Below are 22073 nucleotides of genomic sequence, written 5' to 3' on the forward strand. Positions count from 1 at the left end.
CACCGCCAGCACGCCGCATAATCAAACCAAACAGATGAGCCAAACTCTCTCTTAGGTTCGGACGCTCTTGGTCCCAAAAACCCTGACGACGGACACTCAGGCGGTGGGCTGTTTCATAGTTTCCTTTGGCCTCAACCTTTCGAAGTGTCTTTAGGATCATAGGTGCGGTGATCTCTGTGATCGGCATTCGCCCAAAGTCGCGAGACGCCAACTTGAGATGGTACTCTGTCTTATCCAGCGTGGCTTTTGATTTGCCTTCTTTGCGTTGCTTTTCAAGAAAGGACTCCCCAATCCTCTGGAATGTCTGACCTTTTGCTTCTTGTCTGATCCGCTTGGTTTCTTGTTTAACTTCGTTTGGATCGTTTCCTTCGGCCAACTGTGTTTTGGCTGCGTCTCGGGCCTGTCTCGCTTGGGCAAGAGTGACGGCAGGGTAGTCACCGATAACCAACAACTTTTCTTTGCCATCAATCCGGTATTTGAAACGCCAGGATTTTGATCCGCTCACTTTCACCAAAATAAACAGGCCTTCAAAGTCACTGACCTTGTAGGGCTTGCCCCTTGATTTCAGGTTCCGAAGCTTGATGTCACTGAGAGGCATTGTGGGGGTACGCAACTTTTCCAATTTTCATCGTACCCCCAAAAATACCCCTTATGTGGGGGTACGACGCTGGACGCTAACGTACAGCGTTGGACAAACGATCTCGATGATACCTTTGTAAACATAAGGTAATCGGATGTCATTGGATAATTTTGGATGATGAAATGGTGCCCCCACACGGACTCGAACCGCGGACCTACTGATTACAAATCAGTTGCTCTACCAGCTGAGCTATAGGGGCGTACTATACTGCAACGGAAGCGATATAGTCGGCTGACGAAGAGATAACACCTAGGCACCCTCAGGGGGCCCGAACAACATCGCTCCAACAGCGACGATCCGTTTAGTCATAATCCTGCTGCCACGCAAGTGGGTGATGACAATTTTTTATTTTCTTTGTTGTGGGTGGAATCAACCGTAGCCGCGCAAATAATTGAGATCGCAGAACGGTATAAGGATTCTTCGAACAGCAGGGTTGCCAAGGTTGAGTTCGCAAGCGCTTTTGGCGACGATAAAACAACGTCGAGACAGGCGTTCACAAGATCCAGAACAACGGAAATGCGATCTATTTGTTCGGTGATCTCATGATTGATTAGGTCGCTTACGGGATCTATCACCGCGGACTTGGCTATTCCAATGGCCGCCTGACCAACGAGGGGGGCAATGCAAATGCCCGCGTCGAAGAGGTTGCGTTCTGGTTGGATCAACTGCTGGCCGATGATCTGTCTGCCGGCACATTGAGCAACCCTGATGTCGTGCTGGCAAATCAAGGCATGACTGGCATCGTTCTGTACGGTCTGGTCGATATGGTCAATGCAGACCCGCGGCTGGAAAATTGTGTCTCGGCCGCCGAGTTCAAAGAGGGTGCTGCTGCGGCAGACCAGACGAATGCGATCGTGATCGAGGGGATCAAAGTCACCGGTATTGCTAACGATGGCAAGATCACCCGCGCCGATATCATGGAATTGTCGGACTGGATCGCCAAAAAGTCGCCTTGATGTCTGGCTTGAGGCACTGCTGGCTGACGACCTTGCAGACGGCAGTTTGGCAAGGGCCGCTGTTGATCTGTATCCGCAGGGCACAACCGGCACGGCCTTTGACCAGATCGCTGAACTTGTGACCGCTGACGAAGGGCTGACGAAACGCTATAGTGCCAGTGATTTGACAGAGATTGCGCCAGATGTTGGCGCGCTGAACAAGATTCTTGTGCAGACAATCTTAGAAACGGGGTCAATAAACGATGGCAGCCTGACCGCTCAGGATGTGGTGGCTATTGGCAATTGGTTCAAGAACAAGGCCGCCGAAGAGTTCATCGTCAATGATCGTGCGCTCACCTATGGTTAGATTGCAGGTCTCAATGGTTTCAACATAGACGTGGTCCCTGTCGGCGGTGCTGTCACACCGCCCGTCGAATACACGGACGATGACGCAGACGACCCGACACTGCCGCAGATGGTGGCGATGACACCGGTTGTAACGGCACAGGGTCGGACGATCAGGCCAAGGAGGATGAATAATCTCCAGCCGGTCCGATGGACGGTATCATGGACGGGCCCGATGACAGTGGATCACTTGGGACCGCAGGCGGCACCAAAACCGGCAGTGAAGGCACAGACCTCTATATCGCTCTGGCTGGTGACAATGACACTTCTGGTGCCGGAGGCGGCGACCTGCTGATTGGTGGTTTTCAGGATGACACACTTGAGGGCGGCGATGGCAATGACGCACTGATCGGTGATTTGATTGGCGCGATCTTCGGTGGGAACGATATCCTTGACGGCGGCGCTGGCGACGACATGTTGCGAGGCGGGCTTGGTGCGGACATCTTCCGCTTTGGAACAAATGACGGTGAGGATATCATTGCGGCCTTCGGGCTCGATTTCACGAGTGTTGGGTCCGATGCAGGGTTCCAGACCGACCCGACCGGTCGGGATTTCACTGTTGTCGTCGACGAGGTTTCATTGAACGGGTTTACGACAGAGTCACAAGGCAATGTGCTATCCAGTGGCGCGCCGACCTCAACGGCAGAGGGCAACGTATTTTCCGCCGAGGGCACAACGATCGTGCTGTACGGTTTTAAACTGCCAACCTTGTCTGAAAGCGACTTCACCTTCGGCCAACCCCGGACCATCGAAAAGAATACCGACACCCTGAAGACCAAAGTTTCGCCCTTTGCGCCATCGCAACTCTGCTCGCTGGCTGTGGCGGCGGTGAAAGTGGAGGCAGTGATGCTGGTGCCCCTCCGGCTGTAACAAGGGATATCTTGCCTTATCCGGTCAATGGCACCAGCCAGACCTATCTTGCGATACGCGACACCTCTGCTGGTGAAACAAGTCAACTTGCTGGGTTCGTGCTGGCTAGGTCCAACACTGTTTTCAGTCATTGACGGGTCATTGGACCATTCATCACAATTCTTGACACTGTCCGGTGTGGCAGGTCCACTGCGTGTCGATAACTAAAGTCCATTCGCCTTGAGTAGGTTCGCCTAGCTGTCAGACCCAGAGATTGACGACTCGACCTTTGCAATCGTCGGTGTTCCCACAGCGCTGGACGACATATCTGACAGCCGTGTTGCAGCCTATACCGGCGACCTTTTAGCGCAGGTCGCCGCGAATGGCTCGCTTCCCACGGTGCTTGACTGGGATTCATTCATCCAAGTCAATTTCGCTGGAAGCTGTCGCGTTGATATGACCTTTCGCGGTGAATGCTCATCCCAGATTGATGCGATTACCATCGAAGGCGCAACTATTTTTGGAAATGGTTTTTCAGACAGGACGCTGACGGCCCTGAACAATAACAGTGGCGTTAACATTCTGGAGCAGTCTGTCGATGTGAAGGGACAATTCTTTGGATACAATGCCGCATCGTCCGATCCCGCGGAAGTTGCCTGGGCTATTGTCGCAAGAGGGTCCAATTCGACGCTTGATGGCATGTTTGTCGCTGGCGACTAGACCGTGCAATCACCTTCCCAGAAAAGAAAGGTAGCCATTGGCCAACGTTTTTTTTGGACTGAATTTTAAAACTTATCCGCGCCAGCTGCGCACCTGCCCGCAATCCATATGGACAAAGTTTGACCCCGGATAGCGCCCGACACCGCCCGCGCGGCATGATAGTGCGGCATTGGCGATCTGCGTCGTTGACCGCCCATTGATCCGCAGATCAGCAGCTTGCCCGCGCATGTGCAAGGAATTGCGCGCAACCCCGCGCGACTTGCTGCGCAACATTGCATTTGTTTGCGGCGATCTGTAGCCGGACAAAAGCATATAGGGCTCGCTGGTGTCCATCAGGTTCAACGATGCAGCCATGATGTCGATCGTGCGCAAGTCGATTTGTACGGCCTCGCTTGTCCGCCAATCGCGCATAAATACGTTGATTTCTTTGACGGCCTCACCGATGTATTCGCCATCAATCCAGTAGATCGTATCGATACGTTCGCCCGTGCGGCCGGAGTACATCGCGATATGCCTGACATCGCCCGCGTTCCCACGCAAGAAACCTGCCGCATTTGCGTAAACCGGCGCTGTTGTTACTGCTGTTGCGGCAAAGGCCCTCAGCAATCCACGCCGGGTCATCCCCGTAGAACTTTGTTTTTTCATATCTGTAGCGCCTGTCCCGTCGCCCATTAGATTTCCGCTTTGATGCGGATTTTTTACCTTCATGCCCTTAGACGTTTCCATTTTTATGACATATTTCGAATCGATGACCAAGGTTGTTTATGTGAAAGAAGGTTAATTTGCCTGAAATGAGCGACATTTTGCCCATTTTTGGCCGCGAAAGACCCGTTGAAAGGCAATTGAAAGGGACATGTTCGCAACACCTTGCCTTTGCCTGAGGCTATCGCCGCTTTGTGAATAGACAGGGCGCGGTAAGGTTATTGATACTCTCGTTAGCTCAGTTTTTACATTATTATGGCTGTATTGTTGCCAAAAGGGGATTTTCTTTGATGCGCGTTGTTAGGTTTCCAACTCCGGGGATGGGGTTTCAGTTTGCAGCCCTGTGCGCGGCGGTCGCGATGTGGTTCTTGTCGGTCTCTGGCGCGGTGGCCCAGGTTACTGAATTCCGACAGGCCGTTGCTCAAGCGGCGGCTCGTGACGACGATCTGGCCGCCTTCTACCGCGCCCGCGATTTCCAGGGGATCTGGAGCGGGCGCGAAAACAGTGCCCGCCGCAACGCACTCGTGGCGGCTTTTACGTCTGCTGGCGATCACGGCCTTGCTGCGGACCGTTATGACCCCGATGCCGTTATGGCCAATTTGCAGGCCGCGGCCACACCTGACGCACAAGGCCGGCTCGAGGTCGAAATGAGTCGCCAATTCCTGCAATATGCGCGGGACGTGCAAACCGGTATGCTGACGCCTTCGCAAATCGACAGGAACATTCACAGGCAAGTGCCATTGCGGTCCCGGCTAGGGACGTTGCAGGCGTTTGCCAAATCCAGCCCGGCCGCTTTCTTGCGTGCCTTGCCGCCGCAATCCCCTGAATACACCCGTTTGATGCGTGAAAAGCTCGCGATGGAGCGACGGCTTGCCAATGGCGGCTGGGGCCCGACGGTGCCAGCTGGAAAATTGCAGGCAGGCGACACGGGCGCGCGCGTTGTTGCTTTGCGTAACCGTTTGATTGCGATGGGTTTTCTTGAGAGAACGAATACGCAGACCTATGATCAGGCGATCACACAGGCTGTGCAGCGGTTTCAGCAGGCGCATGGTCTTTCCATCGATGGCACAGTGGGCCCAGGCACCATGGCAGAACTCAACACGCCACCGGAACGGCGCCTGCAAAGCGTGATCGTCGCGATGGAGCGTGAGCGCTGGATCAATCGCCCGCGCGGGCAGCGGCATGTCTGGGTCAATCTGACCGACTTTACCGCCAAGATCATCGACAATGATGTTGAAACATTTTCGACCCGCTCTGTGATCGGCGCAAACAAAGACGACCGCGTTAGCCCCGAATTCTCTGACGTGATGGAATTCATGGTGGTAAACCCAAGCTGGTATGTCCCCCGTTCGATCATCACCAAAGAGTATTTGCCGCAGTTGCAGCGCAACCCGAACGCAGTGGGCCAATTGGAAATCACAGATAGCCGTGGCCGCAAGGTAAATCGGGGGGCAGTGGATTTTGCGCAGTTTAATGCGGCAAACTTCCCTTATTCGATGCGTCAACCGCCAAGCCGCGGCAATGCGCTTGGTCTGGTGAAGTTCATGTTCCCCAACCGTTACAATATCTATCTGCACGATACGCCCGCCAAAAGCCTGTTTGGTCGCGAAGTGCGTGCATTTAGCCATGGCTGCATCCGTTTGAATGACCCCTTTGACTTCGCTTACGCCCTGTTGGCCAAGCAGGTCGGCAATCCGGAAGAATTCTTCCAGGCGACGTTGCGGACGGGTCGCGAAACACGTGTGGACCTGGATCAGCCGGTGCCGGTTCATCTGGTTTATCGCACGGCCTTTACCCAGGCGGATGGCCGGATGCAGTATCGCCGTGACGTTTATGGGCGCGATGCGCGAATTTGGAACGCGCTGGCGCGGGCAGGGGTGGCAGTTCGTGCAGTAAGCGGATAATCCTTCTCCCGGACAAGAACCCGGGGCAACGATGGCACATAGCATTGCAGAAATCGCAGCGGCACTTGGGGCAAAAGCCTTTGGTGCCACTGACTTAATGGTCGACAAGGCATCCGAGCCCGCGGCCGCTGGCCCTGCTGATCTCGCCCTCGCGATGACACCGGCCTATGCGCCTGCCTTGGCTGCGGGGCAGGCACGCTGCGCGGTCGTTTGGCCAGATGCGGATTGGCAGTCGATGGGACTTGAGGCTGCGATTTTTGCCCCCCGTGCACGCCTTGCCATGTCGCGCCTGACGCAAATGCTGGATCAGCCATTGCCTGCAATCGGGATTGCACCGACGGCCCAAATCGATCCGTCTGCCCAGATTGGGGAAGGGGTCCACATCGGCCATTTCACTGTTATCGGCGCGGGGGCCGTGATTGGCGACGGCTGCTGGATCGGCGATCAAGTGACCATTCACGCCGGCGTGCTTGTGGGCAAGGCAACTGTGTTGCATCCCGGTGTGCGTTTGCAAAGGGCGGTGACTTTGGGTGACAATGTGATCTTGCAGCCCAATGTCGTGATTGGCGGCGACGGGTTTTCCTTTGTCAGCGCCGCGCCATCACATGTTGAAGCCGCGCGCGAAACGCTTGGCGAAGGGCCGACAGTGATACCGGACGACCCGACATGGTACAGGATACATTCGTTAGGTGGTGTCACGCTCGCGGACAACGTCGAAATCGGCGCAAGCTCGACTGTTGACGCAGGAACAATTCGGGCCACGCAAATTGGCGAGGGCACGAAAATCGACAATCAAGTGCAGGTTGGACACAATGTCATCATTGGCGCACATTGCCTGCTTTGTGCGCAATCGGGTGTGGCGGGGTCTACGATGATTGGTGACAGGGTGGTGATTGGCGGCATGGCCGGCGTTGCCGATAATCTGAAGATCGGCGATGACGTGGTCTTGGGGGGTGCGTCGGTGGTTTTGTCCAACGTGCCCGCAGGGCGGGTCATGATGGGCTATCCCGCCACGAAAATGAAAAGTCATGTCGATAGCTACAAGGCGCTGCGTCGATTGCCACGGTTGCTGCGCAACTTGGGGAAAAGTTAAGAAGCTGTTTCAATGTGCTGCGACTATGACTACATCACAGGTGCGAACAAATTGGGCACAAGAAGAATGAGCACGCAAGACAAGGTCATCGCCATCATTGCAGAGCAGGCACTGCTCGAACCGTCCGATGTCAAACTCGAACACAGTCTGGCAGACGTCGGCATCGACAGTCTTGGACTGGTCGAAAGCATTTTCGCGATCGAGGAAGCTTTTGACGTAACCGTACCGTTCAATGCAAATCAGCCGGACGCAAGTGATTTTGACATCTCTTCGATTGCGGCCATCATCGCGGCCGTTGACAAGTTGGTCGCGGAGCAGGGCAAATAAATGCACCGGGTTGCCATCACAGGCATGGGGACAATCAACGCCCTCGGCGCTGACGTCCCTGCGACCTTTACTGCCATGCGCGAAGGCCGTTGCGGCATTGGACCCTTGGAGATCGCGGATGTTGACCGGCTCTCGATCCAGATTGGCGGGCAGGTCAAAGGGTATGATGAAGCAGCGTACTTCAATCGCCAGAAGATTGCTCTTTATGATCGTTTTACCCAATTTACATTGCTGGCCACAGAACAAGCATTGAGCCAGTCGGGATTGCGCTTTTCGGGTGCGCTTGCCGATCACTCCGGCGTTGTTCTTGGTACTTCGGGCGGTGGGCTGAATACGCAGGACGAAAACTATCGGGCTGTGTATGAAGGCGGCAAAAACCGCGTGCATCCGTTTATCGTGCCCAAACTGATGAACAATGCTGCGGCGTCCCATGTTTCGATGGAGTATAACCTGCGCGGGCCGTCCTTCACCGTTGCCACCGCCTGTGCATCCTCAAATCATGCGATGGGGCAGGCGTTCAATATGGTGCGTTCGGGCATGGCCAAAGTGATGGTCACGGGCGGATCAGAGGCGATGCTGTGTTTTGGCGGGATCAAGGCGTGGGAAGGGCTGCGGGTCATGTCCAAGGATGCATGCCGCCCTTTTTCAGCGACCCGCAACGGCATGGTGCAAGGTGAAGGGGCAGGCGTCTTTGTGTTCGAGGAACTCGAGCACGCGCGCGCGCGCGGCGCGGACATTCTTTGCGAGGTCGTGGGCTTTGCGATGAACTCGGATGCCGCTGACATCGTAATGCCCTCCAAACAGGGCGCGGCGCGGGCAATCGCAGGTGCGCTGCGTGACGCGAAGCTGCCCAAGGAAACTGTCGGCTACATCAATGCCCACGGCACAGGCACGGCGGCCAACGACAAGACAGAATGTGCGGCGGTGGCTGATGTGTTCGGCGCCCACGCTGACCAATTGATGATTTCATCAACCAAATCGATGCATGGCCATCTGATTGGCGGGACTGGCGCGGTCGAGCTTTTGGCTTGCATCATGGCGCTGCGGGACGGGGTGATCGCCCCGACGATAGGCTACGAAGAACCCGACCCGGAATGTGCGCTGGATGTGGTGCCGAATATCGCGCGCGACGCATCCGTTGATGTCGTGATATCAAATGCGTTTGCCTTTGGCGGGCTGAACGCGGTGCTGGTCCTGCGCAAAGTCTGAAGGCGCAACTGGCAGGACCTGTGCCGGCTGCGCCGGGACCATTTAATTGACAGGGTCCAAGCTGTCGAAAGCAGCAGTAAACCCGGTCAGAGACATGACGAGCCTTACTTCGTCCTCAGGGGCTGCGGCCGGTACGACACGCACATTTCCTTCGTTGCCGCGTTTAAACTGGCCCACTTCGTCGGGAGTAAAGCCGATTTTTGCGATACAGCCACCTGCATTGCAGAAATCAAAAGGATAGCGGCGTTCGTTCGCCCCATCGACCGAGACGGTCACACCTTGCCCCAAGAGTGTTTCAAGTGGCACGACGACTGTTGCACCGCCAAGAACCCGCCGGCCTTCTGGAAGCCGGAAGATATTGACCTCTGCGACCTGGTTACCATCGCCATCCTTCAGAAGTTGATAGATGCTGCAAGGGTCCGGGCGGCCTTCCGGCGCTTTGACACAGCGGATTTGCCAATCACCTTCTTCCGTTTTGACGAAGGTTTGGCCAACCTTGGGGCCAACAGGCTCGCCCAGGTTCAGGTTGAGGGTCTCGTCCTCGCCGGATTCTTCTGCTGTCTCGGCGTCGGTTTGGGCTTCCTGAGCGTGACCTGTACTCGCCTGCGCTAGGAGTGCCGCCAAAAAAAGTGATGTCAGTGTGGTGCGCATATGCTCTGTCCTCTAGGTTTCTTGATGTTGCTTTAGCATGGGGCCTTTGGGCTGTCAGGGGCAAAACTTTGTGAACAAAGCGCCGCAAAACAAGGTCCTGAATAGAAAAAGGGCCCCAAAAGGACCCTTCTTCGCTTTTCTCCCTGCCGGACTTTGCCGACTATTTGGCCGAAAGCTACGCAAAGCGATTGTTGCAGTCAACAGGAATTTGGGGAAAATATTTGGCCCGAAGTGGATGCCAAAATCGGCCGCAAAAAAGCCGTGCCCGAAGGCACGGCAAGTCTAACAGGGAGGAAATATGTCGCACAGGTCGCCAGACCAGCACCGACATGATTTACCCTAGCGCCAAATAGTTAAGAATGTATGTTTATCCGAAATATATCTTGACGAAGGGGCGTTTTTGATGAGCGAGAGCATTTTCATAGGTGGGGGCGGGGATGCTTATGGCGATGCGCAAATGCTCTTGTTGGACAAATCGAACCGCCACGGGCTGATTGCCGGGGCGACCGGCACAGGCAAGACAGTGACTCTGCAAATCATGGCCGAAGGTTTTTCCGCGGCTGGCGTTCCGGTTTTCCTGTCGGACGTCAAAGGGGACTTGTCCGGCCTTGCCGTATCCGGTTCGGCAGACTTCAAACTACATGAACCATTTATGAAGCGTGCCGCAACAATCGGCCTTGACCTGCAATATGACAAATTTCCGGTAACATTCTGGGACCTGTTTGGTGAGCGGGGCCACCCGATCCGCGCCACAGTGGCGGAGATGGGCCCGCTTTTGCTGGCGCGCCTGATGGAACTGACTGACGTGCAAGAAGGTGTGTTGAACGTCGCGTTTCGGGTCGCAGATGAAGAGGGTTTGCCGCTGCTGGACCTCAAGGATCTGCAATCCTTGCTGGTCTGGGTGGGACAGAATGCCAAAGATCTTTCTTTGCGCTATGGCAATGTCGCGTCCTCGTCCGTGGGCGCTATTCAGCGACAACTGCTTGTGTTGGAGAATCAAGGCGGCACATCACTGTTCGGCGAACCCGCGCTTGATCTGGCCGACATGATGCGAACAAAAGATGGTCGCGGGGAGATCAACATTCTGGCCGCGGATCAGCTCATGGGCAGTCCGCGTCTTTATGCGACCTTCCTGTTGTGGCTCTTGTCCGAACTGTTCGAGGAGCTGCCCGAAGTGGGTAATCCGGACAAGCCCAAGCTTGTGTTCTTTTTTGACGAGGCGCACCTGCTGTTTGACGATGCCCCAAAGGCGTTGGTCGACAAGGTTGAACAGGTGGCGCGGCTGATCCGGTCCAAGGGGGTTGGTGTCTACTTTGTGACACAGAACCCCGGTGACATCCCCGAGGATGTATTGGGCCAGCTTGGTAATCGTGTCCAACATGCCTTGCGCGCCTTTACGGCGAAAGACCGCAAAGAGTTGAAAACAGCTGCCGAAACCTATCGGGACAACCCTGCCTTTGACACCGCCGCTGCCATACAGGAAGTCGGGACAGGCGAGGCAGTGACATCATTCCTTGACCGCAAGGGCATTCCGCAGATCGTGGAACGTACGTTGATCCGTCCGCCTTCGTCCCAATTGGGTCCAATTTCTGCATCAGAGCGAAAAGCGATCATGCAAGCGTCTGATATGGCGGGAAAATATGACGATAGATTGGACCGGGCAAGTGCGTTCGAGATGCTCGGCAAGCGCGCCGCGCAAGCGGCCGAAGCAGCCGAGAAAGCCGATGCGGCCGAGGAGGCATTGGAGGAAAAGGAGCGCGAATTCAGAGCGGCCCGCCGCTACAAGAGCGAGGGCCGTAGCCGGTCACCATCATCCAGCCGAAGTTTTGGCGGCGAACTTGCGTCGGTTGTGGCCAAGGAATTGACCGGCACAACAGGTCGCCGCTTGGTGCGTGGCATTCTTGGCAGTCTTTTCAAAGGACGTTGATTCTGCTGTTGGCAGAGGCCAACAGCAGAACGGTGGCCCTGTGCCTATTCACCTAGCGCGATACCTTCGCGCCGCGGATCAGCGCCACCTTGCAACTGCTCACCGATAGCGATGGCATGTAGGCCGGAATTGAGCCCCCGGACCGAAACTTCATATCCCAACGCGATGAGCGGCTCTTCAAGCGATACAAGCGCGGTGCCTTCTTCGATATCAAAGGTGCCAAACCGGTTTACAAGATGTGGCATTGATACGGCCTGCTGCACGTCCATCCCCCAGTCGATATGGGCGATGATCGCCTGCGCAACGTAGCCAATGATACGGCTGCCGCCGGGACTGCCGATCACCAGGCTGGGCTGGCCGTCTTGCATGACGATCGTTGGCGCCATGGAAGACCGTGGCCGCTTGCCCGGTTCAATCCGGTTTGCGATTGGCGCGCCATTGTTGTGAGTTGCAAACGAGAAATCCGTCAATTCGTTGTTCAGCAGGAAGCCACGAACGAAAAGCCGCGATCCAAAACCGTTTTCAATCGTCGTCGTCATTGACAGGGCGTTGCCGTAGCTGTCCACGATTGAAATGTGGGAGGTCGAAGGGAATTCGATGCTGACATCATCGCCCCAGATTTGCGCATGGTCCCACTCCGGGCTGCCCGGCGCGACGTCTGGCAGGGCGACACGTCCATCGGTGCGGTCGCCTTCGATCAATTCAGCGCGTGCGGCAAGATATGCAGGGTCAACGAGCCCTTTTGTCGGCATCGGCACATAGTCGCTGTCTGCCATGTAGCGCCCTCGGTCCGCAAATGCGAGCCGCGAAGCATCGCCAATCAATCGCCATGTGTGCGGATCATTGGGGTCAGAAAGATCAAAACTGTTCACGATGCCCAGAATTTGACCCACAGTCAGCGCACCAGAGGAGGGCGGACCCATCCCGCAGACTTCAAACGTGCGGTATGGCACGCAAACAGGGTCGCGCGCGACGACATCATAAAGCGCCATATCAATGGTCGACAATAGGCCGGGATTGCCCTCTGCATTGCGGACCGTCGCCACGATATCTTCGGCGATTGCACCGGTATAGAACGCATCTGTGCCATATGATGCGATTTGGCGTAACGTGTCCGCATAGGCTGGATTGTCGCGCAAATCGCCTGCAGCCAACGGGGTTCCACCCGGAAAGAAATAGTCGGCAGTGGCCGGAAAGCGCTGCAAGCGTTCCGCGTCACGAGCAATAGACTCGGCCATGCGGGGTGAGACGGCAAATCCAGTTTCGGCCAGACGAATGGCAGGCGCGAGCAGCGACGCCCAATTGGACATCCCCCACCTGCGGTGTGCGTCCTCCATCAGTTTCGGGGTGCCCGGTGTGCCCACCGAGAGCCCACCGACAACTGCGTCGAAGAAACCAAGCCGTTCGCCGTTCTCGTCCTGAAAGACTGTTGGTGTTGCTGCAAGTGGTGCCGTTTCGCGGCCGTCCAGCGTTGTGATTGTGCCTGATGCAGCATCAAACCAGACAAGAAACGCCCCGCCGCCAAGGCCTGATGACTGCGGTTCGACCAATCCCAGAACTGACTGTACTGTGACCATCGCATCTGCTGCGGTGCCGCCCTCTGCCAGAATGGTGGCACCTGCCTCGACTGCGAGTGGGTTGGCCGCGGCAATCATCCAGTCATTTGCCGTGACGGGCGAACCTGCATCCTTTGCTGCAATTGCTGCTTGGGCCGCGACGGACAGGTTTTCAAAGGCTCCGTTCGCAGTTTCGTCTTCAGGTGCAATCGCGTCTGCAACCTGTTGACCGATAGCAGGTGACGTCAGTAACAGGCACAGGACGCAGCCCGTAAAAAGATTTTGCAGTGACATGATGACCCCCTCAAGTATTTGCAATCACAGGGTGAAGAAACACCCTGTAATTGCAAGCTTCAAAACGGTGTAAGGGACGATTTTTCTCGAAAAATCGTGTGTCAAAAATCTTCTAGAAGATTTTTCAGCAGATCATCGCGATCGGTGCGTTGTTGCAGATCACAATGAAATCCTGACCGTTGGCAAACAGATGAAAGCCCCGGCGCCGCACTTCAAGCTCAAATCGTTCGCGGCCAACCTCACGGTCAACGTCCTTGATCTTGCGTCTGATGACACCCCCGTTTGCAGCACTCTTGGCATTGAAGATTTGGTTCAGCCAATCCTGACCAACGGGCTTGTTTCGGGTGATTTCATATTCCATGCAGGGAAAATGCAGAGAACTTTCCTAAAATCCGATTAACCGCGCCGTCGCCGACCGGTTCTTGCGCGACCTTCGCCTTGTTTTACGGGCGCCCGGTAATGTTTGATCCATTCGCTGCCGGAAGGATCATTATCGGTGAGAAAATTCGCTGCACGGATGGCTTCCATTTCTTTGCCAGCGCGTGGTTTGGTTGAACCCATGCCGAAGAGGGTAACGAACGTCTCATCGTCGATGTCGGCGGGCAGGATTATCCCGGCTGCTTCAATTTCGGCTTTCTTTTCGGCTATCTTTTTGGGGCCAATCGGCAGTTCCACGGGGTTCATGATGGCGGATGTCATGCCCGCGCCAATGGCCATTGTCAGGAACGCGTTGTTGATCCCGTGCCGGTTTGGCAAGGCGAAGCTAATGTTGGATGCGCCGCAGGTTGTGTTGACGCCAAGTTCCTCTCTCAGCCGGCGCACAAGGCTGAAGACTTGTAGCCCCGCGGTGCCCATGGCCCCGACAGGCATCACAAGTGGATCGACAACAATGTCATGCGCGGGAATCCCGAAATCTGCGGCCCGTTCCACAATTTTCTTTGCAACGGCAAAGCGCACATCCGGATCTTCGGAAATCCCTGTGTCATCATTGGAAATGGCGACCACAGGTACGTTGTATTTTTTGACGAGTGGCAGAACCAGCTCAAGCCGCTCTTCCTCACCGGTCACGGAATTCAGCAGGGGCCGGCCTTCGGCTGTCGCAAGGCCGTTTTCCAGCGCACCCGGAACAGAGCTATCGATACACAGCGGCGTATCGACGACTGCCTGAACCTTTTCAATAAGCGCCTTCATCAGGGCGGGTTCGACAAAGTTGTTGTCGGCGTAGCGCGGGTCTTCGGCCATTTTGTTGGAGAATACAGCGCCAGAGTTCACATCCAGAATGTTGGCACCCGCCACGGTCTGCGCGATTGCGTCGGCTTCGACCCGGCTGAAATCATCGCGTTCCAGCTCGGCGGCCAGGATCTTGCGCCCTGTCGGGTTGATCCGCTCTCCGATCACGCAAAAAGGTTCATCAAAGCCTATGACAGCCGTTTTTGTTTTGGATTCGACAATCGTGCGGGTCATGGGTGGTCCTTAAGTCTGAGATGCGGGGATTGCAGCATTGCCGCCATTGGCGATCGCCCAATTGGCGTTTGTCTTGATGCCGCCAAGCGGAAAGAAATGCACGTTGGTGACATTGAAATCGGGATTGTTCGCCTTGTGGATGGCAAGTGCGGTCAGCACGTCGGTCGGTTCATAAGGCAGCAACAGCTTGGTGACGTCCATCGCGCGCTTTTGCAGCACCTTCAGGGATGGGCCCACGCCGCAGGCAATGGCAAATTTGATCAAGGTTTGCAGTTTCGCAGGGCCAGCGATGCCGATGTGGATAGGCAGCCTAATACCCGCATCGCGCAACGCATTCGCCCAAGCGATGATAGGGTCTGCATCAAAGGCAAATTGCGTGGCCAGGGCCATTTGGGCATCCGTGGTGTCACTGAACGCCTGTTTCCAGCGCAGAGCCTCCATCACATGTGCGTCTGTGCCGTCAGGGTCGATGTCTTTGTTGCCTTCAGGGTGGCCAGCGACATGCAGGCGTTTGAAATCGCCGAAGGCACCGGTTTCCAACAGCTGCATCGAGCTGTGGAAATCCCCATGCGGCTGCGCCACACCGCCTGCCAGCAGCAGCGCCTGATCCACGTTTGCTTCGCCTTGGTAGCGTGCGATCCAGTCGGAAAGCATAGCCTTGTCCTTGATGATGCGGGCAGGGAAGTGTGGCATCACCTTGTAGCCGTCCTTGGCCAGCCGCGCAGCAGTGGCGACCATATCGTCAATCGGCGTGCCCTCGATATGGGCGACATAGACGCGGGTGCCTGCGGGCAGCAAATCGCGGAAGTCTTCGATCTTTTCCGCCGTCCGCGGCATCACTTCGATCGAATAATCCTGCAAAAAGGCCTCGACACGGGGGTCAACCACATGAGCGGCTGTTTCTTTTGATTTCAAAAAGGGCAGAAGAGACATAACGACCTCCGTCAGGCGTTGGGGGAAGGTGGGGGGCTTGCTCAAGCCCAGCCATCCTTGGCGATCAGTGTTTTGATGCGATCCGCGTCATATTCGCGGTCGATGCGCGCCACTTGCGACTGCGCAATCTCGGCGGGATCGCCATCCACGGAAAATGGATCAGCCTTGCGGAACCCTTCCATATAATCATCGGACTGGGCCGCGCCTGACTTCATCGCCGCGCGATCAATGGCCTGTTCAAACCGTTCGGGCAGGGGCATTTTTGTCCCCTTCCGGCCACGGCCAACGATGACCTGTGCTGGCATATCGCGCCAATATACGATGGTGACGTCGGGCATGTGATTCCGTTCTCCCTGTTGGCACGGTTCTAGCAGTCTGCGGCACATGTCAGTGCCGAATTTCGACATAGCAGATGCGTTCCGCGACGGGATGCTTCTATACGCTGGACCCGGCAAGAACGAGGTGTGCAAGCCGTCATACCATTCATATAGAACATGTGGCATCTTCACGATGCGACAGGGAAGGCTTGCGCGAAAGCAATTCGCGGCCTAGCTTGGGGATAACTCGAAAATGGAGGGCGTAAAGATGGCGCCCAAGCGTCCCAGCGGTGCGGGCGCGTTCCCTAAAGCGGTCGATACCCCCGCGCCAAAATCGTCCGATCCGGCGACGCTTTACGCAGCGTTGGATTTGGGCACCAATAGTTGTCGTATGCTGATTGCCCAACCCAAGGGCAGCCAGTTTCATGTGGTCGACAGTTTTTCCAAATCTGTCCAGCTTGGGCAGGGTCTGGAAAGTTCCGGGCGTCTGTCGCGTGCCTCTATGAGTCGCACGATATCAGCCATGCGGATTTGCCGGGACAAACTGCGCAGGCATGGCGTGGAACGCATGCGCCTTGTCGCCACCGAAGCGTGCCGTCGTGCGCTGAATGGCGATAATTTCATCTCTCAAGTGCGTCGCGAAACCGGGTTGGAGCTTGAGATTATCAAGCCCGAAGAAGAGGCGCGGCTTGCTGTGATCTCCTGTGCGCCGCTGGTCAGCACCAAAACCGAACAATTGCTTGTGGTCGATATTGGCGGCGGCTCGACAGAGCTGGTCTGGATTGACCTGACAAATGTCCCCCAGCGCGAGCGTCCGCGCTCAATCATGCGTCTGCACGCGGGGTTCGGCGCTGACCCCGGCCCGTTTGCGGCAGCCAAAGTCGTGGATTGGATATCTGTGCCCTTGGGCGTTGCCACCCTGCGCGACCAGTTTGCCGACGTGGAGGATGATGCGGCGCGCTTTGCCTTGATGAGTTGGTTTTTTGAAGAAAACCTCGAAGCCTTCGCCCCCTATGCGGCCGAGCAGGCCCGCGAAGGGTTCCAGATCGTCGGCACCAGCGGCACTGTCACAACAGTGGCCGCCAGTTTTCTGGGGTTGAAGCGCTATGATCGCACCAAGGTTGACGGCTTGCGCATGACGTCCGACCAGATTGATACGGTGATCCGTGACTACCTGTCATTGGGGCCAACGGGGCGGCGCAATGATCCGCGCATTGGCAAAGACAGGCAGGCGCTGATCATGTCCGGCTCTGCGATTTTGCAGGCGCTGATGCGGTTGTGGCCGACAGACCGGTTGTCTGTCGCAGACCGCGGCCTGCGTGAAGGACTGCTTTACGCCCAGATGTCTGCAGATGGGGTCTTGGAAGACGCGCCCTACTAGACGATCAGGCCAGATTAGGCGATAGGGTCAGCTATGGCAAAGAAACCGACCAAAAACACATCCGGACGCGGGCAGCGTGATCTGACCGTCAAGGTGAAAACCGCACGCGGGCGCAAGCTGAGTTCAACCAACTGGCTGCAACGCCAGTTGAACGACCCATATGTAAAACGGGCCAAAGCCGAAGGCTATCGGGGCAGGGCAGCCTACAAGATACTGGAGCTGGACGACAAATACCGGTTTCTGGTGCCCGGGGCCCGGATCGTCGATCTGGGCTGTGCGCCCGGCGGCTGGTTGCAAGTTGCGGTCAAACGCGCCAACACATTGGGCGAACGCAAAAGCAAGGCGCAGGGCTATGTGCTGGGCGTCGATCTGCAAGAGGTCGAACCGATTGCGGGGGCTGAAATTCACCAGCTCGATTTTCTGGAAGATGATGCAGATATCAAGGTCCGCGAATGGTTGGGCGGCACGGCTGATGTGGTGATGTCGGACATGGCGGCCTCTGCATCAGGACACAAGCAGACCGATCACATGCGTATCATGGCCCTGTGTGAGGCCGCGGCGCATTTTTCTTTTGATGTTCTGACCGAAGGCGGCACCTTCGTGGCCAAGGTTCTGGCTGGCGGTGCAGAGGGCGATCTGCAAAAACTGCTCAAACAGCGGTTCAAGAAGGTGGCAAACGTCAAACCGCCTGCGTCACGGTCCGACAGTTCGGAAAAGTTCGTGGTCGCGACCGGGTTCAAAGGGTCAGACGAAAGCGACTGACGTGCTCCAATCGGCACATTGGTTGATCAATGCCTCTGACGGGATGCGGTCGGTGATAAAATGTGCGACCTGCGCCAGTGAGGCGACTTTGACCGGTGCTTTGCGCGTAAACTTGCTGCTATCTGCCACAAGGATTGTCGCGCGTGCCGCCTTGATCACCTGCTGACTGACGCGCACCTCTTCGGGGTCGAAATCAAGCAGGTCACCGCTGAGGTCAATGGCAGATGTACCAATTACTGCAAAATCAACTTTGAAGCGGTCAATCGCGATTGCGGCCAAATCCCCAACCAAGCCGCCGTCAGAGCGGCGCAGACTGCCGCCTGCGACCACAACGTCGCAACCGGGGTTTTGCGCCAGTATATTGGCCACATTCAGGTTATTTGTGACAACCATCAGGTTGCGATGCGCATGTAGGGCATGCGCCACGGCTTCGGATGTGGTGCCAATGTTCAAAAATAGCGACGCATTGTCAGGGATCAGTTGCGCTGTCCGGCGTGCAATCCTGATTTTGACATCGCGGTTCAGCGCCCGCCGGTCGCCATAGCCGATGTTGCTGACGCCCGAAGGCAACACAGCGCCGCCATGGGTCCTTTCCAGCAGGCCATCGGTACAAAGCGCGCGCAGGTCCCGTCGGATCGTTTGCACCGCAACGCCAAGCTCATCGGCCAGGGTTGTTGCAATAACCTTGCCATCGGTCTGGGCGCGCTGGCGGATAAGGGCTTGACGGTTTTTCGTATCCATATGTTCGCTTACTATCCATTACGAACATTGTATAGAGATTAGGCTCTTTAATTATTAGTGTTCTTCGACCTCGCAAAGGTTCGGTGTGTTTCGTGCGAACATTGCGCTTTGGCGCACTTGCACCCTCCTGCTGTGTTTCATAGCGGGGTGGCAAACGAGGGGACGCAGATGCAAACGGACTTCGATATCTTTATTATTGGCGGCGGTATCAACGGCTGCGGCGTTGCGCGTGACGCGGCAGGTCGGGGCATGAAGGTCGGGTTGGCCGAGATGCACGATCTGGCTGGCGCGACATCTTCGGCTTCGACTAAGCTGTTTCACGGGGGTTTGCGGTATCTTGAATTCTTTGAATTTGGCTTGGTGCGCAAGGCGCTGATCGAACGCGAAGTCCTTTTGAAAGCGATGCCGCACATCAGTTGGCCCATGCGCTTCGTGTTACCATACCACCCTGACATGCGGTTCGAGAGCGAAACACCCACGTCGCGCCTGCTGTCGCTGGTGATGCCATGGATGAAAGGACGCAGGCCCGCATGGCTGATCCGGCTGGGGCTTTTCATCTATGACAATCTTGGCGGACGCAAAATTCTGCCTCCGACACGTGTTGTCGATCTGACAAAGCGGCCCGTTGGTGCACCGCTGAAGGGCAAGTTCAAGACAGCATATGAATATTCTGATTGCTGGGTCGAGGATTCGCGCCTTGTCGTTTTGAATGCCCGCGATGCGCAGGACCACGGTGCCCAGATTATGACCCGTACAAAAGTCGTCAGTGCTGCCCGTGTCGACGACCATTGGGAAATCGTCACTGAAAGGGATGGCCAGCAGCTGACATTTACAGCGCGTGGTCTGGTCAACGCGGGCGGCCCGTGGGTCGAGGATGTAATCCGCAACGCAGTGCGCCTGAATTCCACCGAAGGCGTCAGGCTTGTGCGCGGCAGCCATATCGTCACCAAAAAGCTGTTTGACCACGACAAGGCTTATTTCTTTCAGGGCGAAGACGGGCGCATCATTTTCGCGATCCCCTATGAAACGGACTTTACACTGATCGGGACCACAGATGCCGAACATGATGATCTGTCTCGCAAGCCCACGGCAACCGATGCAGAACAAGATTATCTATGCCAGTTCGCGTCGCAATATTTTGAAAAGCCAGTGACGCGCGACGATATCGTCTGGACCTATTCGGGCGTGCGTCCACTTTATGATGACGGGGCGAAGTCGGCGACAGCAGCGACACGGGATTATGTGTTGTCATTAGATGAAAATGGGGCGCCACTCTTGAATATATTTGGCGGAAAGATCACCACCTATCGCAAGCTCGCCGAAAATGCCTTGAAAAAACTGACCCCAGCGTTGGGTGATACACAGACTTGGACAGCGGGCGTGGCACTTCCCGGCGGGAATTTCGCCGTTGCCGACCGGGACCGATTGGTCAGCCAATTGCAGGCCGATTATCCATTCTTGTCCCCCGCTTGGGCGCTGCGGCTGATCAAAGCATATGGCACAGAAGCACGTGACATTCTGGGTGACGCCAAGGCCGCCGCTGATCTGGGCGTGGATTTCGGTGCAACCCTGACCGAAAAAGAAGTCAAATGGCTGGCGGAAAAAGAATATGCCCAGACGGCAGAAGATATCCTGTGGCGGCGCAGCAAGCTAGGGTTGCGCATGACACCGGACCAAGTTGCCGTGCTTGAAAATTACATGGGCGGTTGAACCCGCCTCACAGACAGATAACCTGCCAGCAACATCGGGGGGACACATGAGTTATATTCTGGCCATTGACCAAGGCACCACATCCAGCCGCGCGATCGTCTTTGATGCGGACATGCAGATCGTCGAAACGGCGCAAGAGGAATTCGCACAGCATTTCCCCAAGTCAGGCTGGGTGGAACATGACCCAGCCGATATCTGGGACACGGTTGTCAGGACGTGCCGTGCCGCGATTGAAAAGGCGCACCTTGCGGCCAGTGATATTGCTGCAATCGGTATCACAAACCAGCGCGAAACAACGCTGGTTTGGGACAAGAGCACAGGTGAGCCGATCCATAATGCGATTGTCTGGCAAGACCGCAGGACATCGCCATTTTGCGAAGCACTGCGCGCCGAAGGGTTCGAGCCTGAAATCACGCAGCGTACGGGCCTTCTGGCCGACCCGTATTTTTCGGGCACCAAACTGCATTACATTCTGAACAACGTTCCAGGCGCCCAAGAGCGCGCGGAAGCGGGCGAATTACTGTTTGGCACGGTCGACAGCTACCTGATCTGGAAGATGACCAACGGTGCCCGTCATGTCTGCGACGCAACGAACGCCGCACGTACGATGCTCTACGATATTCGCAATGGCCGATGGAGCAAGACGATTTGCGACCGTTTTGGCATCCCTGTGACGATGCTGCCTCGGGTGCTGGACTGTGCCGCGGATTTTGGCACGACGGACCCGGGCCTGTTTGGTGCATCCATCCCGATCATGGGGGTCGCGGGCGACCAGCAGGCTGCGACCATCGGGCAGGCGTGTTTCCAACCCGGCATGATGAAATCCACTTACGGTACGGGCTGTTTTGCCCTGCTCAACACCGGCGACACGCTGGTGGAAAGCAAAAAACGGTTGTTGGGGACCATTGCCTATCAGTTCGATGGCAAGCCCACATATGCGCTGGAAGGGTCGATTTTTATTGCCGGCGCAGTCGTGCAATGGCTGCGTGACGGCTTGCAGATCATCGCCGATGCGTCTGAAACGATGCCGCTGGCCCAAAGTGCCGACGCAGGGCAGGAACTTTACATGGTGCCCGCCTTCACCGGCTTGGGCGCACCATACTGGGACGCCGAGGCGCGGGGCGCGATTTTTGGACTGACGCGCAATTCCGGCCCCGCCGAATTTGCCCGCGCTGCGTTGGAAAGCGTGGGCTTTCAGACCCGCGACCTGCTTGAGGCAATGAAAAGCGACTGGCCTGATGCATCGGGCGAAGGCGTGCTGCGGGTGGACGGCGGGATGAGCGCGTCGGACTGGGCGATGCAGTTCCTATCCGACATCATCGGTGCGCCTGTTGATCGCCCGACAATTCTGGAAACCACCGCTTTGGGGGCTGCTTGGCTGGCGGGGATGCGGGCGGGCGTCTATCCCGACCAAGCGGGGTTCGCGGCAAACTGGGCTCTTGAAAAACGGTTTGATCCGGCAATGGATGAGGCGACGCGCGAACGCCGCTATGCTGGCTGGAAAGACGCCGTGCGGCGGACGCTGACGACGGACCAATAGTTTCTGTCATGGG

The 22073-nt window shown here is 56.4% G+C and carries 23 protein-coding genes and 1 tRNA gene; 13 read left to right on the forward strand and 11 right to left on the reverse strand.

From position 1 onward, the window contains the following. The 3 genes from C8N45_RS18855 to C8N45_RS18865 all read right to left on the reverse strand — a co-directional run. The coding region (locus C8N45_RS18855) for a tyrosine-type recombinase/integrase (RefSeq protein ID WP_245882752.1) at positions 1-622 on the reverse strand (622 nt) is incomplete at its 3' end. A 141-nt stretch (positions 623-763) separates the two neighbouring features. Continuing rightward, a tRNA-Thr gene (locus C8N45_RS18860) sits at positions 764-839 on the reverse strand. 106 nt (positions 840-945) lie between these two features. After that, positions 946-1305: a hypothetical protein gene (locus C8N45_RS18865; protein WP_108387863.1), complete on the reverse strand. Its 360-nt coding sequence runs from the start codon at positions 1303-1305 to the stop codon at positions 946-948. On the opposite strand from C8N45_RS18865, the gene C8N45_RS18870 reads away from it, so the two are divergent. The 4 genes from C8N45_RS18870 (at position 1297) to C8N45_RS18885 (ending at position 3549) form a co-directional block, all read left to right on the forward strand. Continuing rightward, positions 1297-1596 carry a hypothetical protein gene (locus C8N45_RS18870; protein WP_108387865.1) on the forward strand — a complete coding sequence of 100 codons (300 nt, stop codon included), beginning with the start codon at positions 1297-1299 and terminating at the stop codon, positions 1594-1596. The two genes, C8N45_RS18865 and C8N45_RS18870, sit on opposite strands and share 9 nt — an antisense overlap. Continuing rightward, on the forward strand, positions 1532-1942 hold the full coding sequence (locus C8N45_RS18875; RefSeq protein WP_133176013.1) for a hypothetical protein: 411 nt from the start codon (positions 1532-1534) through the stop codon (positions 1940-1942). The genes C8N45_RS18870 and C8N45_RS18875 overlap by 65 nt, the downstream gene beginning before the upstream one ends. 200 nt (positions 1943-2142) lie before the next feature. Further along, on the forward strand, positions 2143-2850 hold the full coding sequence (locus C8N45_RS18880; RefSeq protein WP_133176014.1) for a calcium-binding protein: 708 nt from the start codon (positions 2143-2145) through the stop codon (positions 2848-2850). Positions 2851-3285: 435 nt separating this feature from the next. Continuing rightward, on the forward strand, positions 3286-3549 hold the full coding sequence (locus C8N45_RS18885; protein ID WP_114427860.1) for a hypothetical protein: 264 nt from the start codon (positions 3286-3288) through the stop codon (positions 3547-3549). A 72-nt stretch (positions 3550-3621) separates the two neighbouring features. Here the strand turns inward: C8N45_RS18885 and mepK are convergent, their stop codons facing one another. Beyond that, on the reverse strand, positions 3622-4194 hold the full coding sequence (gene mepK, locus C8N45_RS18890; protein ID WP_108388070.1) for a peptidoglycan L,D-endopeptidase MepK: 573 nt from the start codon (positions 4192-4194) through the stop codon (positions 3622-3624). A gap of 347 nt (positions 4195-4541) precedes the next feature. Between mepK and C8N45_RS18895 the strand changes: the two genes are divergently transcribed. The 4 genes from C8N45_RS18895 to C8N45_RS18910 all read left to right on the forward strand — a co-directional run bounded on the left by C8N45_RS18895 (position 4542) and on the right by C8N45_RS18910 (position 8784). Then, positions 4542-6155 (forward strand): L,D-transpeptidase family protein, encoded by a 1614-nt coding sequence (locus C8N45_RS18895; RefSeq protein WP_375342483.1) that lies wholly within the window; start codon positions 4542-4544, stop codon positions 6153-6155. Positions 6156-6186: 31 nt separating this feature from the next. Next, positions 6187-7248: a UDP-3-O-(3-hydroxymyristoyl)glucosamine N-acyltransferase gene (gene lpxD / locus C8N45_RS18900; protein WP_108387875.1), complete on the forward strand. Its 1062-nt coding sequence runs from the start codon at positions 6187-6189 to the stop codon at positions 7246-7248. Positions 7249-7314: 66 nt separating this feature from the next. Beyond that, positions 7315-7575, forward strand: coding sequence for an acyl carrier protein (locus tag C8N45_RS18905; RefSeq protein ID WP_108388072.1), 261 nt, complete (start codon positions 7315-7317; stop codon positions 7573-7575). Next, on the forward strand, positions 7576-8784 hold the full coding sequence (locus C8N45_RS18910; protein WP_108387877.1) for a beta-ketoacyl-[acyl-carrier-protein] synthase family protein: 1209 nt from the start codon (positions 7576-7578) through the stop codon (positions 8782-8784). Between the two features lie 42 nt (positions 8785-8826). Here C8N45_RS18910 and C8N45_RS18915 read toward each other — a convergent pair whose 3' ends face one another. Next, complete coding sequence (locus tag C8N45_RS18915) at positions 8827-9435, reverse strand: invasion associated locus B family protein (RefSeq protein ID WP_108387879.1); 609 nt, start codon at positions 9433-9435, stop codon at positions 8827-8829. 403 nt (positions 9436-9838) lie between these two features. On the opposite strand from C8N45_RS18915, the gene C8N45_RS18920 reads away from it, so the two are divergent. Then, positions 9839-11362: a helicase HerA-like domain-containing protein gene (locus C8N45_RS18920; protein ID WP_108387881.1), complete on the forward strand. Its 1524-nt coding sequence runs from the start codon at positions 9839-9841 to the stop codon at positions 11360-11362. Positions 11363-11406: 44 nt separating this feature from the next. Here the strand turns inward: C8N45_RS18920 and ggt are convergent, their stop codons facing one another. The 5 genes from ggt to C8N45_RS18945 all read right to left on the reverse strand — a co-directional run bounded on the left by ggt (position 11407) and on the right by C8N45_RS18945 (position 15947). Next, on the reverse strand, positions 11407-13212 hold the full coding sequence (ggt, locus tag C8N45_RS18925) for a gamma-glutamyltransferase (RefSeq protein ID WP_108387883.1): 1806 nt from the start codon (positions 13210-13212) through the stop codon (positions 11407-11409). Between the two features lie 124 nt (positions 13213-13336). Then, a complete protein-coding gene (locus tag C8N45_RS18930) occupies positions 13337-13573 on the reverse strand; it encodes an N-(5'-phosphoribosyl)anthranilate isomerase (protein ID WP_108387885.1) in 237 nt (78 codons plus the stop codon). Between the two features lie 35 nt (positions 13574-13608). Continuing rightward, a complete protein-coding gene (locus tag C8N45_RS18935; RefSeq protein WP_108387887.1) occupies positions 13609-14676 on the reverse strand; it encodes a methyltetrahydrofolate cobalamin methyltransferase in 1068 nt (355 codons plus the stop codon). A 9-nt stretch (positions 14677-14685) separates the two neighbouring features. Continuing rightward, the gene (locus C8N45_RS18940; protein WP_108387889.1) at positions 14686-15609 is read right to left on the reverse strand and encodes a methylenetetrahydrofolate reductase; all 924 of its coding nucleotides are present in this window, start codon (positions 15607-15609) and stop codon (positions 14686-14688) included. A 41-nt stretch (positions 15610-15650) separates the two neighbouring features. Continuing rightward, positions 15651-15947, reverse strand: a complete 297-nt coding sequence (locus tag C8N45_RS18945) for a virulence factor (RefSeq protein WP_108387891.1) — start codon at positions 15945-15947, stop codon at positions 15651-15653. A gap of 247 nt (positions 15948-16194) precedes the next feature. Between C8N45_RS18945 and C8N45_RS18950 the strand changes: the two genes are divergently transcribed. Then, positions 16195-17307, forward strand: a complete 1113-nt coding sequence (locus C8N45_RS18950) for a Ppx/GppA phosphatase family protein (RefSeq protein ID WP_108388074.1) — start codon at positions 16195-16197, stop codon at positions 17305-17307. Positions 17308-17340: 33 nt separating this feature from the next. After that, positions 17341-18069 carry an RlmE family RNA methyltransferase gene (locus C8N45_RS18955; protein WP_108387893.1) on the forward strand — a complete coding sequence of 243 codons (729 nt, stop codon included), beginning with the start codon at positions 17341-17343 and terminating at the stop codon, positions 18067-18069. On the opposite strand, the gene C8N45_RS18960 is transcribed toward C8N45_RS18955, so the two are convergent. Next, positions 18052-18810 carry a DeoR/GlpR family DNA-binding transcription regulator gene (locus C8N45_RS18960; protein WP_108387895.1) on the reverse strand — a complete coding sequence of 253 codons (759 nt, stop codon included), beginning with the start codon at positions 18808-18810 and terminating at the stop codon, positions 18052-18054. The two genes, C8N45_RS18955 and C8N45_RS18960, sit on opposite strands and share 18 nt — an antisense overlap. A 168-nt stretch (positions 18811-18978) precedes the next feature. Between C8N45_RS18960 and glpD the strand changes: the two genes are divergently transcribed. Both glpD and glpK read left to right on the forward strand, forming a co-directional pair. Further along, a complete protein-coding gene (glpD, locus tag C8N45_RS18965) occupies positions 18979-20520 on the forward strand; it encodes a glycerol-3-phosphate dehydrogenase (RefSeq protein ID WP_108387897.1) in 1542 nt (513 codons plus the stop codon). Positions 20521-20566: 46 nt separating this feature from the next. Beyond that, on the forward strand, positions 20567-22060 hold the full coding sequence (gene glpK / locus C8N45_RS18970; protein WP_108387899.1) for a glycerol kinase GlpK: 1494 nt from the start codon (positions 20567-20569) through the stop codon (positions 22058-22060). Positions 22061-22073 lie beyond the last annotated feature (13 nt).

The sequence above is a fragment of the Yoonia sediminilitoris genome, assembly GCF_003058085.1.
In the GTDB taxonomy this organism is placed as follows: Bacteria; Pseudomonadota; Alphaproteobacteria; order Rhodobacterales; family Rhodobacteraceae; genus Yoonia; species Yoonia sediminilitoris.